At 75.5% G+C, this 17846-nt stretch carries 11 protein-coding genes; 1 reads left to right on the top strand and 10 read right to left on the bottom strand.

Annotation, left to right across the window (positions count from 1 at the left end; translation table 11 throughout):
- Nucleotides 1-185 precede the first annotated feature (185 nt).
- Complete coding sequence (locus tag OG509_RS40680) at nucleotides 186-1514, top strand: MFS transporter (protein WP_331741991.1); 1329 nt, start codon at nucleotides 186-188, stop codon at nucleotides 1512-1514.
- Here the strand turns inward: OG509_RS40680 and OG509_RS40675 are convergent.
- From OG509_RS40675 to argC, 10 genes are all read right to left on the bottom strand, one after another.
- Entirely contained in the window at nucleotides 1484-2728 is a 1245-nt protein-coding gene (locus OG509_RS40675) for a tryptophan 2,3-dioxygenase family protein (protein ID WP_331741987.1), read from the bottom strand. The genes OG509_RS40680 and OG509_RS40675 overlap by 31 nt on opposite strands.
- Nucleotides 2725-3471, bottom strand: coding sequence for a tryptophan 2,3-dioxygenase family protein (locus tag OG509_RS40670; protein WP_331742752.1), 747 nt, complete (start codon nucleotides 3469-3471; stop codon nucleotides 2725-2727). Before OG509_RS40670 ends, OG509_RS40675 begins: the two co-directional genes overlap by 4 nt.
- 83 nt (nucleotides 3472-3554) lie before the next feature.
- On the bottom strand, nucleotides 3555-5261 hold the full coding sequence (locus OG509_RS40665; protein ID WP_331741983.1) for a condensation domain-containing protein: 1707 nt from the start codon (nucleotides 5259-5261) through the stop codon (nucleotides 3555-3557).
- An 8-nt stretch (nucleotides 5262-5269) separates the two neighbouring features.
- A complete protein-coding gene (locus OG509_RS40660) occupies nucleotides 5270-8626 on the bottom strand; it encodes an amino acid adenylation domain-containing protein (protein WP_331741981.1) in 3357 nt (1118 codons plus the stop codon).
- A gap of 36 nt (nucleotides 8627-8662) precedes the next feature.
- The gene (locus tag OG509_RS40655) at nucleotides 8663-10024 is read right to left on the bottom strand and encodes a M20/M25/M40 family metallo-hydrolase (protein ID WP_331741979.1); all 1362 of its coding nucleotides are present in this window, start codon (nucleotides 10022-10024) and stop codon (nucleotides 8663-8665) included.
- Between the two features lie 16 nt (nucleotides 10025-10040).
- Nucleotides 10041-11141 carry an acyl-CoA dehydrogenase family protein gene (locus tag OG509_RS40650; protein WP_331741976.1) on the bottom strand — a complete coding sequence of 367 codons (1101 nt, stop codon included), beginning with the start codon at nucleotides 11139-11141 and terminating at the stop codon, nucleotides 10041-10043.
- Entirely contained in the window at nucleotides 11138-12304 is a 1167-nt protein-coding gene (locus tag OG509_RS40645) for an acyl-CoA dehydrogenase family protein (protein ID WP_331741974.1), read from the bottom strand. The genes OG509_RS40650 and OG509_RS40645 overlap by 4 nt, the downstream gene beginning before the upstream one ends.
- Complete coding sequence (locus OG509_RS40640; protein WP_331741971.1) at nucleotides 12301-15720, bottom strand: amino acid adenylation domain-containing protein; 3420 nt, start codon at nucleotides 15718-15720, stop codon at nucleotides 12301-12303. Before OG509_RS40640 ends, OG509_RS40645 begins: the two co-directional genes overlap by 4 nt.
- Nucleotides 15721-15725: 5 nt before the next feature.
- Nucleotides 15726-16595: a [LysW]-aminoadipate kinase gene (locus OG509_RS40635; RefSeq protein ID WP_331741968.1), complete on the bottom strand. Its 870-nt coding sequence runs from the start codon at nucleotides 16593-16595 to the stop codon at nucleotides 15726-15728.
- 128 nt (nucleotides 16596-16723) lie between these two features.
- Nucleotides 16724-17749: an N-acetyl-gamma-glutamyl-phosphate reductase gene (argC, locus tag OG509_RS40630; RefSeq protein ID WP_331741965.1), complete on the bottom strand. Its 1026-nt coding sequence runs from the start codon at nucleotides 17747-17749 to the stop codon at nucleotides 16724-16726.
- Nucleotides 17750-17846 lie beyond the last annotated feature (97 nt).

The following is a 17846-nucleotide window of genomic DNA, read 5'->3' as shown; positions in this document are numbered from 1 at the left end:
CCTTGGCGCAGTCGCCGGTCCCGCCTCGATCGGGGCTTTCCCCGACTGCCCCGTGCGCGTAGGGGCTGTGAGAGTCCGTCAGGGTGCCCGTACCCCGGACTCCCGCAGCCCGCCGAGGAACGCCGAAGAACGCCGAAGAACGCCGAAGAACGCCGACAACGCCGAGAACCTGGGGAAGGTCACCCATGACGAGTACCGAGCCACGCACCGAGCCCGGCCCCGGGGCGGTCCGCCCCCGCCATCCGCTGCGCACCACCCGCGACTACCGGGCCCTGTGGGCGGGGGACGCCGTCTCCCAGTTCGGCTCCAAGATCACGGAGTTCGTACTGCCGCTGCTGATGGTCACCGGCCTGCACGCGAGCGGCACCCAGGTCGGCCTGCTCCAGACCCTCTACATGGCGCCGTTCTTCCTGCTGCCGCTGTTCGCCGGGGTCTGGCTGGACCGCCGCCCCGCCCGCCCCGTGATGATCGCCGCCGACCTCGCCCGCTTCGCGCTCGTCCTGGCCGTCCCCGTCCTCGCGCTGCTCGGCGGGCTCGCGCTGTGGCACGTGTGGCTGATCGCCCTGCTTGGCGGCTCCCTGAGCGCGGTGTACGACATCGCCGCCACCGCCTACCTGCCACGACTGCTGCCCGCCGCCCAGCTCCCGGCCGCCAACAGCCTGGTGACGGCCAACCAGGCCGTCGGCGGCACCGCCGGGCCCGGCCTCGCCGGCTGGCTCGCCGCGCTCTTCGGCCCCGCCGCCACCCTCGTCTTCGACGCCCTGTCCTACCTGGCCTCCGCCAGCGCCCTGATGCTCGTACGCCACCGCGAGAAGACCGTCCGCTCCGCCGCCCCGCGCGACCTGCGCCGGGAACTGGGGGAGGGGCTGCGCTCGGTCCTCGACAACCCGCCGCTGCGCGCCGTCGCCGTCCACGCCGGCATCTACAACGCGGGCATCGCCCTGCTCAACCTGGCCTTCCTGATGCGCTTCGTCCGCGAACTCGGCCACGACAGCGCCGACTTCGGGCTCGTCATGGTCGCCGGCGGGCTCGGCGCCGTGGCCGGGGCGCTCACCGCCCCGCCGCTGCTGCGCCGCCTCGGCTTCGGCCCGGCCTTCCTGACCGTGCTGGCCTTCTCGACCACGCCCTACCTGCTGCTGCTCACCGCCGACGGCGGCGGCGCCGACCTGCCCGTGAGCGCCCTCGCCTACCTGCTGGGCACCGGAGGGGCCTCCGCGGGCAGCGTGATCGCGGTGACCATGCGGCAGCGGCTGACCGCCCCGCACCTGTACGCCCGGATGACCGCCACCTACCGGCTCATCAGCTTCGGGATGCTCACACTGGGCACCACCTGCGCCGGGTTGCTCACCCAGTACGCGGGGGCCCGTACCGCCCTCGCCGTCGCACCGGTCCTGCTGCTGCTCTCGGTCGCGCCGATCGCCGGACGATCCGTACGCACGCTGCGCGCCATCCCGGAGCGGCCAGCCGTGGATCAGGCCGCGGATCAGGCCGCGGAGGAGGCTTCCGACTCCTGAGCGCGGTGCACGGAGTCGAACACGGGGATCTTCCGCACCTCGCCGAGGTAGGGGGTCCCCTCCGTGTATCCGGTGCCGCTGCGGTTGCCCAGCATCCGTACGGCGAGCCGGTAGTGGGTCTGGCGCCAGCGGCGCAGCGCGGAGGCGAACTCCTCCATCGCGGCGGCGGCCGGGAGCACGCAGCCGCGGCCGGCGCGCGGCCCGGCCAGGGCGTCCGCGTACGCGTCGTCCAGGGTCCGCTGCCCGGCCAGCACCTGTTCGCGGACCTCGGGCACGGAGCGGTAGGCGTGCGAGTGGAGCCGCTCGGCGTCCGGGGTCCGGCACAGGGACTCCACCAGCTTGTACGAGCGCGACTGGATGGCGCTCGCCCCCTCGGTGAACTCCCGGAACACCCGGAAGGCCTCGGCCTGCATGGTGGCGAGCAGCGAGAACAGCGGCGCGGACTCCGTCAGGGCGGTCGCCGCGCGGCGCAGCCGGTCCGCGGCGGCCGGCCCGCGGCCCGCGTCGAGGGCCTCGATCGCCGCCCGCAACTCGGCCGCCAGCAGGGTGAAGGTGGCCTCGAAGGCCTGGAGCACGCGGATGAACAGGTACTCGTCGTGCGTGACGTGCACCGGCAGCATGCTCAGGTCCAGCACCAGCCGCTCCCGAGCCGTCATGGACGCGTCGGCCGTCTCCCACAGCCGGCGCGCCGCCTTCTCGGGCTCATCGCCCGGTACGGGGCCGGGCAGCCCGAGGCGGGCCAGCGCCGGCGCGGCCACCCGCAGCGCCAGCCGGTGGCGCTTGCCGACCAGCAGCGGGGACGGGCGCAGCTCCGGCAGGAGAGCGCTCTCCCCGGCCACGGCGGCCAGTTCGAAGCGGGCGAGGTCGCCCAGGAGGTGTACGACGAGCCGGTCGCGGTGCCCGCGTATCTCCTCGGGACCGGCTCCGGCGGGCGGGGCCAGCAGGGACAGCGCGGTGTAGGTGGGGTAGTCGTAGCGGCCGTCGTACTTGTCGAGGGCGGTGTCCAGGAACCGGTCCAGCACCTCGCGCGCGGCCTCCTGGCCGGCCCCGGCCGGGGCGGGCGCGGCGGTCAGCTCCCCGCGCGCCCGGTCGAGCAGCGCCAGCAGCGAGTCGGAGACGAAGTGCTTGCCGCCCTCCCGGTAGGCCGCGACCACGCCGGCGTAGGGGAAACGGTCCGGCTCGGGCGCTGCGAGCCAGTCGGTGAGCGCTTTCATTTGCGGTCTTTCTCCTCGGGAAGGGGGGCCGCCGGGCAGGGAGCCGCCGGGGGCGCGGTCGGGGCGGCGTCGCCCATCGGGCCGGTGCGGGTGAGCTCGGTGCGCACGAGCCACAGGCGGGGGAAGAACTGGTGGCCGATCAGCTTGGTCAGCACGCCGATGGGGATGCCCTTGGTGCCCAGGACGTCCTCGCCCAGCAGGCGGAGCGCCATCTTGCAGTGCTCCACCCGCCACAGGGAGATCCCCTCGTCCCAGCCGATCAGGGCCTCGGCGAGGCGGTGCACGGGCGTGTCGGGCTGCGTGCGGTAGACCTCGGCGAGGTCGACGCCCCGCTCCTCGACGGCGCGGTCGAAGGCCTCGCCGAGCACTGCGGTGGCGCGCCGGGCGGCCGCCCAGCCGGGGGACTCGAAGCCGGAGCCGTGGCCCAGGACGGTGCGGATGGTCTGGAAGTCCCAGGGGGAGAGCCGGCGCATCATCTCCAGCTGGTCGGTGGCCAGCCGGACGCCGAGCCGGGCCCGCTCCAGCAGCCGTACGGCCGTGTCGAAGGAGCCCTCGCCGATCAGCCGGGTGCTGTCGGTGAGTTCCTGGCAGGCGAGCTTGAGCCACAGCTCGGTGGACTGGTGCACCACCTGGAAGAGCAGCTCGTCGCGGTGGATGACCTCCTCCGGGCGGCGCTGGAGGGACAGCAGGGTGTCGGTCCGCATGTAGCGGGCGTAGTCCGTGTCCCCCGTGCCGGGCAGCACCGGTACGGAGTAGTCCTTGCCGGCGGGTGCGCTGTGCGCCCCGGCGGCGGTGGTCTGGGTGGTCACGGGGTGGGTCTCTCCTGTCAGGCGGCCGCGGGAGCGGCGGTGGTGCGGTGCCCGGCCGCCGCGGCGGCGGCCTCGGTGTGGGCGATGACCTCGCGGATGGTGTGCTGGCCGAGCATCCGGTCCAGGGGAAGTTCCAACCCCTGCTCCCGGGCGGCGGTCACGATCCGTACGGCCCGCATCGAGTTCCCGCCCAGGGCGTAGAACTCGTCGTGGACCCCGACCTCGGAGACCTCCAGCACCTCGCGCCACAGCGCGACCAGCAGGTGCTCGCCGGGGGTCTGCGGCTTCCCGCCGCCCGCCGGGACGGCCGTACGGACTTCCTCGTACGCCTCGTACGCCTCGTACGCCTCGACGGGCGCGGCCGCGCGGGCGTCCGCCACCGGGCAGGGCAGCGCCGACAGAGCGGTGCCGGGAGCCGCGGAGGCGGCCCGCAGCACCGAGGACAGCGAGCGCGCCACCAGGGCGGCCGTTTCGGCGGTGAAGAGGTCCGCGGACAGGGACACGTGCCCGGTCACCGCGTCGCCCTGCTCCACCAGGTCCGCGACCGCGTCGAACTGCAGCGCGGTGTCGGGGAGTTCGAATGGTTCCAGCGTCACGCCGGTGATCGCGGCCAGGACCGGCGGTACGGACTGCTGCACGTTCAGCAGCGTCTGCGCGAGCGGCAGCCGGCCGGCCCGCCGGTCCGGGTGCGCCCGCTCCACCATCAGCTCGAACGGCACGTCGGCCCGGGAGTACGCCTCCACACACCGGTCCCGGACCTGGGCAAGCAGCTCGCCGAAGGACGGGTCCCCGGACAGGTCGACGCGGATCGGCAGGGTGTTCACGAAGAACCCGACCAGCGGTTCGAGGTCCACCTCGGGCCGCCCGGCCACGGGCAGGCCCACCACCAGGTCGTTCTGTCCGCTCCACCGCGACAGCACCACCGCGTACGCGGCCAGCGCGACCATGGAGGCGGTCACTCCGCCGCCGGGGGCGGTCAGCCGCAGCTGGCGCACCACCGGCGCCGCCGCCTTCACCGGCGCCGACACCGCCGACCACGCCCGTACGGCGGGGCGCGGCAGGTCCGCGGGCAGCCGCAGCTCGCGCACCCCGGCGAGCCGCTCGCCCCAGTAGGCCAGCTGCTCCTCCAGGGCGCCGGAGGCCACCTGCTCGCGCAGCCAGACGGCGTAGTCCGCGTACTGGAGCGGCAGTTCCTCCAGCGGGTGCGCGGTGCCGTGCAGGCAGGGCTCGTACAGGGCCGTCAGCTCGCGCAGCAGCACGCCCAGCGACATGCCGTCGCAGACGCTGTGGTGGACCAGCGCCAGCAGTACGTGGTCCTCGTCGGACAGCCGCAGCAGCGAGCAGCGCAGCAGCGGGCCGGCGGCCAGGTCGAAGGGCTCCCGGCTGAGCTCCGCGGCCAGGGCCACGGCCGCCTCCGGGCCGCCGGGCACCTCCACGACGGGCAGGGCCACCGGGCCGGGGGCGAGCACCACCTGCGCGATGTCGTTGCCGTCCAGCCGCAGCACGCTGCGCAGCACCTCGTGCCGGGCGACCACCTCGGTCAGGGCGCGCTCCAGCGCCCCGTGGTCCAGCGGGCCGCGCAGCCGCAGGGCGGCGCGCATCGTGTAGAGCGCGGTCCCGCTGCCCGCCTGCTCCAGCAGCCACATCCGCTTCTGCCCGAACGAGGCGGGCAGGGCGAACAGTTCCTCACGTGTCTCGGTCTCGGTCGTCTCGGTGTCGGTCATTTAAGGACTCACTCCGCAATCGAAGGGGCGGGTACGCGGTAGGCGGACCGGTCGATGCGCCGCAGGGCCGGTGCGGACGCCGGACGGCGCCCGGCCGCGGCCAGGGCCTCGGCCGTCGCGCGCACCGTCGGCGCCGCGAACAGCCGGCCCAGCGGCAGCTCCACCCCGTACCGCGCCCGTATCCGGGCGAGCAGCTGGGTGGCGAGCAGCGAATGCCCGCCGAGGTCGAAGAAGTTGTCGGTGGCGCCGACGGCGGGGACGCCCAGCACCTGCGCCCAGATCGCGCACAGCTCGCTCTCCACGGGCGTCGCGGGCAGGGCCCGGCCGGCGTCGGGGGCGGCGGGCTCCGGGTCCGGCAGCCGGCGCCGGTCGAGCTTGCCGTTCGGGCCGAGCGGCCACTCGGCGACGGCGGCGAAGGCCGTGGGCACCATGTGGGCCGGCAGCAGCTCCCGCAGGTGGGCGCGCAGGACGGCGGCCAGCCCGTTCGCGTCCGGTGCGTCCGGGCCCTCGGCGGGGCGGACGTGCGCCACCAGCACCGGGGTTCCGGAGCTGCCGGTGCGCACCGAGACCACCGCCGAGTCCACGCCCGGGTGGGTGCGCAGCGCCTCCTCGATCTCGCCCGGCTCGATGCGCATCCCGCGCAGCTTGACCTGGTGGTCGATCCGGCCCAGGTACTGCAGGGTGCCGTCCGCCCGCCACCGGCACAGGTCGCCGGTGCGGTAGAGCCGGGCCCCGGGCGCGCCGAAGGGGTCCGGTACGAACCGCTGCGCGGTCAGCCCGGGCCGGCGCCAGTAGCCGCGGCCCACGGCCGGGCCGCCCAGGAGCAGTTCGCCGGCCACGCCGACGGGGACGGGCCGGCCCGCGCGGTCGACGACGTACACGTGCGCGCCGTCGATGGGGCGGCCGATCGGCACCCGGCTGCCGTACCCCTCGGCGCAGGGGTACCAGGTCACGTCCACGGCGGCCTCGGTGGGCCCGTACAGGTTGAACACCCCGGTGTCCGGCAGCAGTCCGGCGCATTCGGTGACCAGCGCGGCGGGCAGTTCCTCGCCGCTGCACACGATGCGGCGCAGGGTGTCGCGTACGGCGGGCAGCCGGCCGGCGGTGGTGAAAGCGGCCAGCATCGAGGGGACGAAGTGCACGGTGGTGATCGCGGCCGAGGCGATCAGGTCGCAGAGGTACTCGGGGTCCTGGTGGCCGCCGGGCCGGGCGAGCACGCACCGGCCGCCCACCATCAGCGGCCAGAACAGCTCCCACACGGAGACGTCGAAGCCGATGGGTGTCTTCTGGAGCACGCCCTCGCCCTCGGCGAGCCCGAACGCCCGGTGCATCCACAGCAGCCGGTTGACGACGGCGCCGTGCTCGTTCATGGCCCCCTTGGGCCGTCCCGTGGACCCCGAGGTGAAGATCACGTACGCGAGGTCGCGGGCCCCGGCGCCGGCCTGTGGGCGGTGCGCCGGACGGGCGGCGACCGCAGCCGCGTCCCGCCGCACGCACAGCACCCGCGCCCCCGCGGCTGTGGCCGCGGCCGTCAGCTCCGCGGGTACGGCGTCCGTGTCGGTGACGAGGACCCGGGCCCCGGCGTCCTCCAGCATCATCTCGATCCGGGCCGCCGGGTAGCCGGCGTCCAGTGGCAGGTAGGCGCCGCCGGACTTGAGCACCGCGAGCAGCGCCACCATCAGGTCCAGGCCGCGCGGCAGCGCCACCCCGACGAGCGCGCCCGGGCCGGCGCCGCGCGCCCGCAGCTCCCAGGCCAGCCGGTTGGCCCGCTCGTCGAGTTCGGCGTAGCTGAGCCGCTCCTCGCCGTACTGGACGGCGGTGGCCCGCGGCGTGCGGTCGGCCTGGGCCTCGATGTGCCCGTGCACGGTGGCGGTGTCCGTCGGTACGGCGGGCACGCCCGCCCCGCTCCACCGCTCCAGCAGCCCGGCGCGGTCCGCCGCCGTCATGACCGGCAGCTCCGACAGGGCGGCGGCGGCCCGCGCGGGCCCGGCCTCCTCCAGCACCAGCCGCAGCGCGGTCGCGATCCGCTCCACGGTGGCCGGGTCGAACAGCTCGGTGCTGTACTCGACGAGCCCGTCGAAGCCGCCGTCGGCGCGCGGGGAGAGGTCCACGGCCAGGTCGAACTTGGCGGTGCCGGTGTCCAGCCGGACCGGCAGCATCTCCAGGCCGCCCACCACGACCGGTTCCTGGGCCTGCTCGTCGGACTGGAACAGGTAGCGCACCAGCGGGGTGCGGCCGCCCGCGTCCCGCTGCGGGCGCAGCTCCTCGACCAGGTGGTCGAAGGGCACCTCCGCGTTGGCCCGCGCGTCCAGCACCTCGCCGTGCATCCGCCCGACGAGCTCCTCCAGCGAGGGGTCGCCCGACAGGTCGATGCGCACCGGCAGGGTGTTGACGAAGAACCCGGCCAGCGCGGCCGTCTCGGCCCGGCCGCGGCCCGCCACCGGCGTGCCCACCACGAGGTCGTCCTGGCCGGTGAAGCGGGCGAGGACAGCGGCGAACGCGGCCATCGCCACGGTGAAGGGCGTGGTGCGCAGCCGGTCGGCGAGCGCGCCGATCCGGGCCCCGGCCGCCGCGCCCACCTCGAAGCGGGCGTGCGCCCCGGAGAAGTCGGAACGGGCCGGCCGGGGCCGGTCCGTGGCCAGGTCGGCGAGGACGGCCCCGTCGAGCCGCCCCCGCCAGTGCTCAAGCTGCGCGGCCGCCGCCGGGGAGGAAAGCCACTGCGACTGCCACAGCGCGTAGTCGGCGTACTGGACCGGCAGCTCGGGCAGCCGCGGCTCGCGCCCCTCGGCCTGCGCCCCGTACAGCTCGACCAGTTCGCGGATCAGCACCTGGAGCGACCAGCCGTCGGACACGGCGTGGTGCATGGCAAGGACAAGCAGCCGGGCATCGCCGGCGCCGTGCAGCAGGGTGCAGCGCAGCAGCGGTCCGGCGGCGAGGTCGAAGGGCTCGGCGGCGATCCGCCCGGCCCGCCGTACGAGCTCCTCCCCGGCCTCGCCGGGGGCATCCACCGTGCGGACGGCGACGGGCGTGGCGGGCAGGACCACCGCCTGTACGCCGCCTTCGCCATCGGCGCGCAGGACGCTGCGCAGCACCTCGTGCCGCTCGGTGATCCGGGTCAGCGCCCGCTCCAGCGCCGGCTGGTCGAGGCGGCCGCGCAGCCACACGCCGCAGGCGATGGTGTACGCGGCGCTGCCCGGCTGGAGCTGGTCGAAGAACCACAGCCGGCGCTGCCCGGAGGACGGGGCGGCGGGGGCGGCCGGGTCGGGCCGGCGCGTGATGCCGCCGGGCGCGGAGCCGAGGCCGCGCCCGCGGCGCAGCTGCGCGAGCAGCGCGGCGCGCTGCGGGGAGAGGAACTCGGAGGACATGGCGTCACTGGCCTTCGTCGTCAGGGGACCGGCGGTTCAGGGGTAGGTGCGCAGCAGTTCGGTCAGGCAGCGGGTGCCGAACTCCAGGGCGGTCACGGGGATCCGCTCGTCGGCGCAGTGCAGCAGTCGGCGGTGCGGGGCCCCGGCGGGGAGCAGGAGCGGCAGCCAGCCGTAGCAGCGGATGCCCAGGCGGGCGAAGACGGTGGCGTCGGTGGTGGCCGGGCTCATCACCGGCAGCGGCACGGCCTCGGGGTCGGCCTCGCGCAAGATCGCCTCCAGCCGGTCGTAGAACGGCCCGAACTCGGGCTCCGCGATCAGCTCGGGGCGGACCCGGGGGTCCTCGTGCAGCAGCTCGATCCCGATCGCGTCGGCGTCCTCGCCATCCCCGCCGATCAGGGCGCGGATCTCGGCGACCAGGTCGGCCACCTCGAACTCCCCGGGCAGGATCCGCCCGTCGACGTCGACGGTGATCTCCGCCGGCATCATGTTGATCTTGTGTCCGGTGCGCACCACCGTCGGGTTGACGGTGTGCCGCAGCACCGAGTCGAGCTGGAGCGCCTCGTTCAGCGGCAGTCCCGCCGGCGGCGCGTCGCCCCCGCGGTCCTCCCGCAGCCGGGTCACCGCCCCGGCCAGCGGCTCCGGCAGCGCCCCGGCCAGCGCGGCCAGCATCCGGTCGGCGGCCGGCATCTGATGGCGCGGCAGCCGGGCCCCGCTCAGCGCGGTCAGCACCGCGCCGAGGCGGGCCGTCGGATTGCCCGGCGCGGCCAGCCGCGAGGCGTGCCCGCCGGGCCCGCGCAGGGTCAGCCGCAGCCAGCCCGGCCGCTTCTCGGCCACCACTACCGGGTGGAAGCGGATCCCGGCCAGCTCGATCCCGGCCCCGCCCTCCTCGCCGATGGCGTACCGCACCCCCTCGAACAGCTCGGGGTACTGCTCGACCAGGAAGGCGGCGCCCGCCCCGCTGCCGTCCTCCTCGTCGGCGACGACCGCGAGGACCACATCCCCCGCGGGCCGCTCCCCGGCCGCGCGCAGCCGGAAGAGCGCGGACAGCATCATGGCGAGGCCGCCCTTCATGTCGATCGCGCCGCGGCCCCACACCTCCCCGTCCACGAGGCGGCCCTCGAACGGCGGGTGCGTCCACTCCTGGCCCGTCACCGGCACCACGTCGGAGTGCGCGTGCAGCAGCAGCGGCGGGGCCTCGCCCCGGCCGGGGAAGCGCACCACCAGGTTGGTGCGCTCGGCGCTGGGGCCGACCACCTTGTAGTCCGTGATCCCCTCGGCGATCAGCAGCCGTTCGAGGTGGGCGACCAGGCGGCCCTCGTCGCCGGGCGGGTTGACGGTCTCGATCCGGATCAGGTCCCGCAGCAGCGGCACCGGGTCCAGGAGGTGGGAGTCGTGCATGGGGCGGCCTTTCGGATCAGCGGGGGTTCGGGGTGGGTGCAGGGGGCGCCGCCTCCCGCAGCAGCTCGGTGCCCGTGCCCAGCCACTGGGAGTCCACGGCGGCGCGGCGCAGGAACAGCTGGGCGTCGCAGGCCTCCGTCATGCCGTACGCGCCGTGCAGGTGCACCGACTCGGCGGCCGCCCGCCGGGCCAGATCGCCCGCCAGGTACAGCACTTGCGCGCCGGTGCGGCGTACGTCCTGCCCACGGTCGGCGGCCGTGGCCCCCGAGCGGGCGAAGGCCAGTACGGTCGCCGCCTCCGCGGCCAGCGCGGCCAGCCGGTGGGCGGGCGCCTGCCGGCGGGCCAGCGGCTGCCCGAAGGCCTGCCGGGACCTCAGCCGCTCCGCGGCCAGCTCCACCGCGGCCCGCGCGGCTCCCGCCAGCGCGGCGGCCTGCCGGATCCGGGCCGCGGCCAGCACGGCCGGCCAGGCCGCGCCCACCGGGTGGAGCGCCCCGGACACCGCGGCCCGGTCCAGGTCCACCGCGTACAGGTCCCCGCGGCCGATGTCGTCGCGGCGGGTCAGGCGCACCCCGGGCTGTTCGCGCGGTACGAGGGCCAGTACGGGCTCCTCGTCGGGCCCGGTACCGACCACCGCCAGGTGGCCGCAGTCGGCCGCGAAGGCGGTGAAGGGCCGGCGGCCGGTGACCGCGTACCCGTCCCCCTCCCGGTGCACGGTGAGCGGGCCGGGCCGGGCGGGCCCGGTCAGCCCGTCCTCGCGGGCCGCGAGAGCCAGACGCTCCGCGCCGCGGGCGACCTGCTCCAGCAGCGGTCCGTACGCCGGATCCCCGGTGGCGGCCAGCAGCGCGGCCGCCGTCACGGTGTCCGCGTACGGGCTCTGGTACAGGGCCGCGCCCATCAGCTCGGCGACGGCGGCCCGTTCGTCCTCCGTGTGCGGGCCGAAGGCGCCCAGCTCGGCCAGGGTGGCCCACACGGCGTCCCGGGTGCCCGCGTCCTCCTCCCCGAGCCGGGCCGCCGGCCCGGCGGCGGCGCCGCGCGGCCGCTCCCCGAGCCGGCGCAGCACGGGCGCCAGCTCCAGCCCGAACAGTTCCCTCAGCTCGTCGAGCACGGCCGTCGTCACAGCAGCCCCAAACCGTTGGTGGCGATGAGAGTGAGCATGACCTCGGAGGTCCCGGAGGCCAGCCGGTGCGAGGGGCCCATCCGCAGCCCCGCCTCCAGCACCCCGCCGTCCGGCGCGGCGCCGTCCCAGGCGGTGAGGACCGCCTCCAGCCCGCAGACCTCCAGGCCGAGGTCGAGCACCGGCCGGATCTGCTCGGTGACGTACCACTTGGCCATCGCCGAGCCGACCGGGTCCGGGCGGCCCGCGCCGAGGTTGCGCACCTGCTGCCAGGCCATGGCGTGCCCGGCGCGCAGCCGGGCGTCGAGCGCGGCGAGCGGCAGCGCGTACGCCGGGTCCGCCAGCCGGCCGGCGGCCGCGGCCCGCTCGGTCACCAGGTCCAGCAGGCGACGGGCCTTGGCGTGGAAGTCGACCCCGGTGCGCTCCAGTTGGAGCAGCTCGTTCATCAGGGCCCAGCCGTTGTCGACCTCGCCGAGGACGTCGGCCTCCGTGAGGCGCACCCCGTCGATGACGACCAGGTTGAACCGGTCGTTGCACAGCGTCGCAACGGGCTCCACGTGCACGCCGGGGGAGCGCAGCGGCAGCAGGAAGAGGGTGATGCCGTGCATCGCCACCGGTGACTCGGTGGTGCGGGCCGCGCACAGCGCCACTTCGCCGTACTGCGACTTCATGTTGTAGACCTTCTGGCCGTACAGCCGCCAGCCGTCGCCGTCGCGGCGCGCGGTGGTGCGCAGCCCCGACAGGTCGGATCCGGCGTCCGGCTCGGTGAAGAGCACGGTGGCGATCTCCTCGCCGGCGGCCAGCGCCGGCAGGTGCCGCTTCTTCTGCTCCTCGGTGCCGACCTCCAGCAGGAACCGCCCGACGATGTCGATGCTGAGGACGTGCACGTCGTCGGGGATCCCGGCGAGCGTCATCTCCTCGGTGACGATCGCCGCCTCGGCGGCGCCCAGGCCCGCCCCGCCGTACTCCTGCGGCCAGTTCGGGGCCAGCCAGCCCCGCTCGCCCAGCCAGCGGTGCACCGGCAGGTGCGTGGCCTCGGTGTCCGGCGGGTACGCGGCGATCTCGGCGGCCAGGGCGCGTACGCGCTCCTCGGCCAGCAGGGCGCGCACCTGCCCGCGGAACTCCTCCTCGGCGGGGGTGAGGGCGCCCGGGTGTCCGCCGGTCACAGCGCACCGCCCTGACCGGCTCCGGCGGCTCCCGCCGCTTCGGCCGCTTCGGCGCGCTCCAGCAGGGCCAGCAGCTCGGCATCGTCGGCCGAGGCCAGCTCCCGCTCCTCGACCAGGTCGGCGAGCTGCCCGAGGGTGCTGTTGACGAACAGGTCGCGCAGTTCCAGCTCCACCCCGAAGCGCTCCCGGACCCGTGCCGCGAACTGGGTGATCTTGAGCGAGTTGCCGCCGACGGCGAAGAAGCCGTCGTGGGTGCTGAAGCCGCCCCGGCCCAGGATCTCCTCCCAGATGCCCGCCAGCGCGAGCTGCGTGGGCGTCGAGGGGGCCTCGAACTCCACCGCGGCCGCGGCCTGTTCGGGCTCCGGCAGCCGGGCCCGGTCCAGCTTCCCGCTCGCCGCCCGCGGCAGCTCGGCGAGGACCGCGAAGAGCGCGGGCACCAGGTGCGCGGGCAGCCGTCCGCCGAGGCGGCGGCGCAGCTCCCCCTCGTCCGGCGCGGCCGTACCCGGGACGGGGACCACGTACGCCACCAGCCGCGCGTCGGCGCCCTCGCCGTGGGCCACGACGACCGCCTCGGCGATCTCCGGCTCCGCGGTCAGCGCCTGCTCGATCTCGCCGGGCTCGATGCGCAACCCGCGGATCTTGACCTGCTGGTCGACGCGGCCGCGGAACTCCAGGTTCCCGTCGGCCCGGCGGACCACGAGGTCGCCGGTGCGGTAGAGCCGCCCGGGGTCCGTGCCGCCGTCCCCGCCGTCGCCGCCGTCCCCGTACGGGTCCGGTACGAACTTCTGCCCGGTCAGCTCCGGGCTGTTCAGGTAGCCGCGGGCCACCCCGACGCCGCCGACGAGCAGCTCGCCCGGCACCCCGACGGGCACCAGGGCGCCGAACCGGTCCACCACGTGCGCCGTGTAGTTGGCGAGCGGGGTGCCGATGGGCGGCATCGAGTCGTGCACCGTCCGCGGGCACGCGTAGTCGATGCAGGCGACCGTGGCCTCGGTGGGCCCGTAGCCGTTGTGGAACTCGCGCCCGCCGGTGTTCCAGCGGTTGACCAGCTCGCCGGGGAAGGCCTCCAGGCCGACGAAGAGCATCCGCAGCTCCGGCAGCGCCGCCGGGTCGAGTGCCCCGAGCACCGCCGGCGGCAGGTCCGCCACCGTGACGTGCTCGTCCCGCATCAGGGCGGTCAGCCGGTCGGGGTCCAGCAGCGTCTCGCGCGGCGCCTGCACCAGGGCGGCGCCGCTGGTCAGCGCGGAGAAGAAGTCGAAGAGGCTGACGTCGTAGGACGGGTTGGCGAACTGCAGCACCCGGTCCCCGGGTCCCATCCGGAACAGTTCCGTGATGGCCCGGGCGAAGTTGACGATCGAGCGGTGCTCCACCTGCACGCCCTTGGGGCGCCCGGTCGAGCCCGAGGTGAAGATCACGTACGCGAGGTTCTCCGGACCCGCCGAGGCCGGCAGCCGGCCGGGCGCGGGCCCGTCGGCGAGCGCCGGATCGTCGGCGAGCACGGCGGTGACCGAGGCCGGCAGCTCCCCGGCCAGATCGGCCGTGGTGACGGCGGTACGGGCGCCGGCCTCCTCCAGCAGCAGCTCCCAGCGGGCGGCCGGGTGGTCCGGGTCGAGCGGCAGGTAGCCGCCGCCCGCCTTGTGCACGGCGAGGAAGGCCACAGGCAGCGCCGGGCCGCGCCGCGCGAGCACGCCCACCACCGACTCGGGCCCGACCCCCTGCGCGCGCAGCGCGTGGGCGAGGCGGTCGGCCCGCTCGTCGAGCTCCCGGTAGGTCAGCGCCGCGCCCTCGTACACCACGGCCACCGCGTCCGGGTGGGCGTCGGCCACGGACTCGACGAGCTGGTGCAGGCACAGCTCCTCCGTGCCGTACGTGCGCGCGGTGTCGTTCCAGCCGCGGACCAGCTGCCGGTGCTCCGCGTCCGTCAGCAGCGGCAGCTCGCTCAGGCGCAGTTCAGGGTCGTCGGTGACGGCGCGCAGCAGCCGGGCGTAGTGCCCGAACAGCCGCTCGATCCGGTCCGTGTCGAACAGCTCGGTGGAGTACTCGGCCCACAGCCGCAGGCCCTGTCCCGGCACCTCGGTCAGCTGCACGGCCAGGTCGAAGCGGGCGGTGCCCGGGTCGGCCGGGTACGGCTCGGCGGACAGCCCGCCCGCCTCGGCCTCGGCGGCCGCCGCGTGCTGGAGGGTGAAGCAGGTCTGGAAGAGCGGGTTGCGGCTCGGGTCGCGCTCGGGGGCCAGCTCGTCCACCAGGGTGCCGAAGGGCAGGTCCTGGTGGAAGTGGGCGCCCATCACGGTCTCGCCGGTGCGCCGCAGCAGCTCGCGGAAGGTCGGGTCGCCCTCCGTGGAGGTGCGCAGGACCAGCGTGTTGGAGAAGAAGCCGATGAGGTTCTCGATCTCCGGCCGGGTGCGGCCCGAGAACACCGAGCCGAGGACGATGTCGTCCTGGCCGGTGTAGCGGGACATCAGCGCGGTGAACGCGGCGAGCACCACCGTCAGCAGGGTGGCCCGCTCGGCCAGGGCGGTGCGGTGCAGTCCGCGCAGCAGCTCGTCCGGCAGCATCTCGGTCAGCGTGGCGCCGTCGCGGGTGGGGTCCGCGGGCCGGGGCCGGTCGGCGGGGAAGTCGAGGGTCGCGGCCCCCGCCAGCCGCTCCCGCCAGTACGCGAGCTGCTTGTCCAGCACCTCGCCGGTCAGGTGGCCGCGCTGCCACACCGCGAAGTCGGCGTACTGCACGGGCAGTTCGGGCAGTACGGGGGCGGACCCGGCCGCCTCGGCCCGGTAGAGGGCGACGAGCTCGCGGGTCAGGATGTCCGTGGACCAGCCGTCGGTGGCGATGTGGTGCATGGCCAGGACCAGGACGTGCTCCTGCGGCCCGAGCCGGACCAGCGACACCCGCAGCGCGTGCTCGGCGGCCAGGTCGAAGGAGTGCCGGATCTCGGCCCGTACGTGGGCCTCGACCGCGGCCTCCTGCTCCGCGCCGGCGAGCGCGCCGAGGTCGGTGACGGGCAGCGCGACCTCGGCGGGGGCCGGATCGACGTGCTGGTAGGCCACCCCGTTCAGCTCCGGGTAGCGGGTGCGCAGGATCTCGTGCCGCCCCACCAGGGCGGTCAGCGCCCGCCGGAACGCCGGCAGGTCCAGCGGCGCCCGCAGGCGCAGCACGGACGGCGCGTTGTAGACCGGCCTGCCCTGGGACCACTGGTTCAGGAACCACAGCCGCTGCTGGGTGAACGACAGCGGCAGGGCCCGGTCCCGGGCCGCCGGGGTGATCGAGGTGCTCGTCGCCCGCACCGTGGTCCGCTGGCGCTCGCGCAGCGCCAGCAGCGCCTTGCGGGTGTCGGCGAGGCTGCGCGCACCCGCGCCGGCCGCCGCCGTTCCCGTACCGGCCGTCGGCCCTGCGCTCGTTCCGGTCGTCGTCTCGACCATCGCCGTCAGCTCCCCGTCGTCGTCAGCGGCGCGGCGCCGCCCGTCTCGTGTACGGCGGCCAGCCGTACGGTGGTCCCCGCGCCGCCGAGCGCGACGGAGACCGGGTGCTTCACCCGGCCGTCGGCCACCACCACCTCGGCCACGGAGCCCAGCAGGGCCTCCCGGGCCGCCTGCAGCTTGGCCTTCATGCCGCCCACGGCCGCGTCCCCGACGGGCCCCTCGGCCGGCACCCGGTACTCGGGCAGCAGCGAGGACTCGTCGCGGTGGTCGGCCAGTACGCCCGGCGCCCCCGTCAGCAGCACCAGCCGCTCGGCGCCCAGGGCCGCGGCGACCGCGGCGGCGGTGCGGTCGGCGTCCACGTTGACCGCGGTGCCGTCCTCGGCGAGGGCCGGCGGCGAGAGCACGGGCACGATGCCGTGCTCCAGCAGCAGGGTCAGCAGGGTCGGATCCACGCTCCGGATCCGGCCGTTGTGGTCGTCGCGGATCATGACGGTGCGGCCGTCGAGCACCGCGCGGTGCGCGGCGGTCCGCCGGGCCCGGACCGTGCCCCCGTCCAGGCCGGTCAGCCCGACGGCGCGGGCGCCGTAGCGGCCCAGCGCCGCCACCAGGGCGGGCTTGACCTTGCCGGCGAGCGCCAGCTGGAGGACCTCCAGGGTGGCGGGGTCGGTGTAGCGGCTGGAGGAGCCGCTGGGCGTGGTCAGCCGGCGCTGGGGGACACCGAGCCGCTCCGCCAGCAGGTCGACCTCGGCGGCCCCGCCGTGCACCAGCACGACACGGCGGCCCGCGGCGGCCAGGGAGGCGATGTCGGCGCACATCGCCTCCCGGTCGATCGCCGGGCTGCCACCGCATTTGACGACGGTGACGGGGTGAATCATGTGTCGCTGCCTCTCGGATCGGAACGGGGCCGGCCGCGTCGGCCGGGCGGGCGGGGGCCCGGCGCCGCCGGGGGAGTCCCGCCGGCGCCGGTGCGGGCGTACGGGCCTCGTACAGGGCCCGGCACGGTCTAGATCGGGTGCAGTCCCGGGAAGCCCAGGGCGGTCCGCTCGTCCCAGCCCATGCGGATGTTCATGCTCTGCACGGCGTTGCCCGCGCCGCCCTTGACGAGGTTGTCCAGCGCCCCGATCACCAGCAGCTGGCGGCTCGGCGCGTCGTAGGCGAAGCCGACGTCGCAGTAGTTGGAGCCGAGCAGCAGCTTCGGCTCCGGGAACCGGTAGTTGCCGCGTTTCTGCGCGACGACGCGGACGAAGGGCTCCCCCGCGTACGCCGTGCGGTAGGCGGCGCGGATCGCCGCCTCCGTGACCCCCGGCTGCGCGGTCGCCCGGATGACGACCTGCACACCGCGGACGGCGTCCACACCGGTGGCCGTCATCAGCGCGTCCAGGCCGGTGGCCTGGCTGATCTCGGCCTGGTGGCGGTGATTGAGCGGGGCGAACACCCGCAGCACGTTGCTGCGCTCGGAGTGCAGGTTCATCTCGCCCGCCGAGGCGCCCGAACCGCTGGAGCCCACCCGGCCGTCCACGGTGACCCGGGACTCGATCAGGCCCGCCGCGGCCAGCGGGTTCAGCGCCAGGATCGACGCGCTCGCCATGCAGCCGGGCACGCTCACCAGGTCGGCGGTGCGCAGGCTCTCGCGGTGCAACTCGGGCAGGCCGCTCACGGCGTCCGCGAGCAGCTCCGGCACCGGGTGCTCCCGGCCGTAGTGCCTGCGGTACAGCGCGGGGTCCTTCAGCCGCAGGTCGGCACTGAGGTCGAAGACCACCTTGCCGCGGGCGGCGAGTTCGGCCCGCCCGGCGGGGTCGTCCAGGCTGGACGCGGTGAAGAAGAGGACGTCGCACTCGGGCAGTTGCTCCGGCGCGACATAGCTGAGGTCGGTCAGACCCCGGAGGTTGGGGTGGCTGCCGTCGACCCGCCTGCCGGACAGGCGGGTCGAGGTGGCGGCCACGACCTCGACCTCGGGGTGGCCGAGCAGCATCCGGAGCAGTTCGCCCCCGATGTACCCGGCCCCACCGACGATCCCGGCGCGGATCACCGCATTTCTCCTTCGAGGCTCACAGGCGCGGAGCGCCGGTGTTCTCTGCACATCTGGCCTGACCTGCACCTTCTCTGGTTGTCAGTGAGGACTGTTA

The organism is Streptomyces sp. NBC_01006 (assembly GCF_045162725.1).
GTDB lineage: Bacteria > Actinomycetota > Actinomycetes > Streptomycetales > Streptomycetaceae > Streptomyces.
This window is presented reverse-complemented; position numbering and strand designations above follow the sequence as displayed.

Coding starts and splice junctions, on each gene's coding strand:
- OG509_RS40655 (WP_331741979.1), bottom strand. CDS start 10,024: ATGCACGACTCCCACCTCCTGGACCCGGTGCCGCTGCTGCGGGACCTG.
- OG509_RS40665 (WP_331741983.1), bottom strand. CDS start 5,261: ATGACCGACACCGAGACGACCGAGACCGAGACACGTGAGGAACTGTTC.
- OG509_RS40675 (WP_331741987.1), bottom strand. CDS start 2,728: ATGAAAGCGCTCACCGACTGGCTCGCAGCGCCCGAGCCGGACCGTTTC.
- OG509_RS40635 (WP_331741968.1), bottom strand. CDS start 16,595: ATGATTCACCCCGTCACCGTCGTCAAATGCGGTGGCAGCCCGGCGATC.
- OG509_RS40660 (WP_331741981.1), bottom strand. CDS start 8,626: ATGTCCTCCGAGTTCCTCTCCCCGCAGCGCGCCGCGCTGCTCGCGCAG.
- OG509_RS40640 (WP_331741971.1), bottom strand. CDS start 15,720: ATGGTCGAGACGACGACCGGAACGAGCGCAGGGCCGACGGCCGGTACG.
- OG509_RS40680 (WP_331741991.1), top strand. CDS start 186: ATGACGAGTACCGAGCCACGCACCGAGCCCGGCCCCGGGGCGGTCCGC.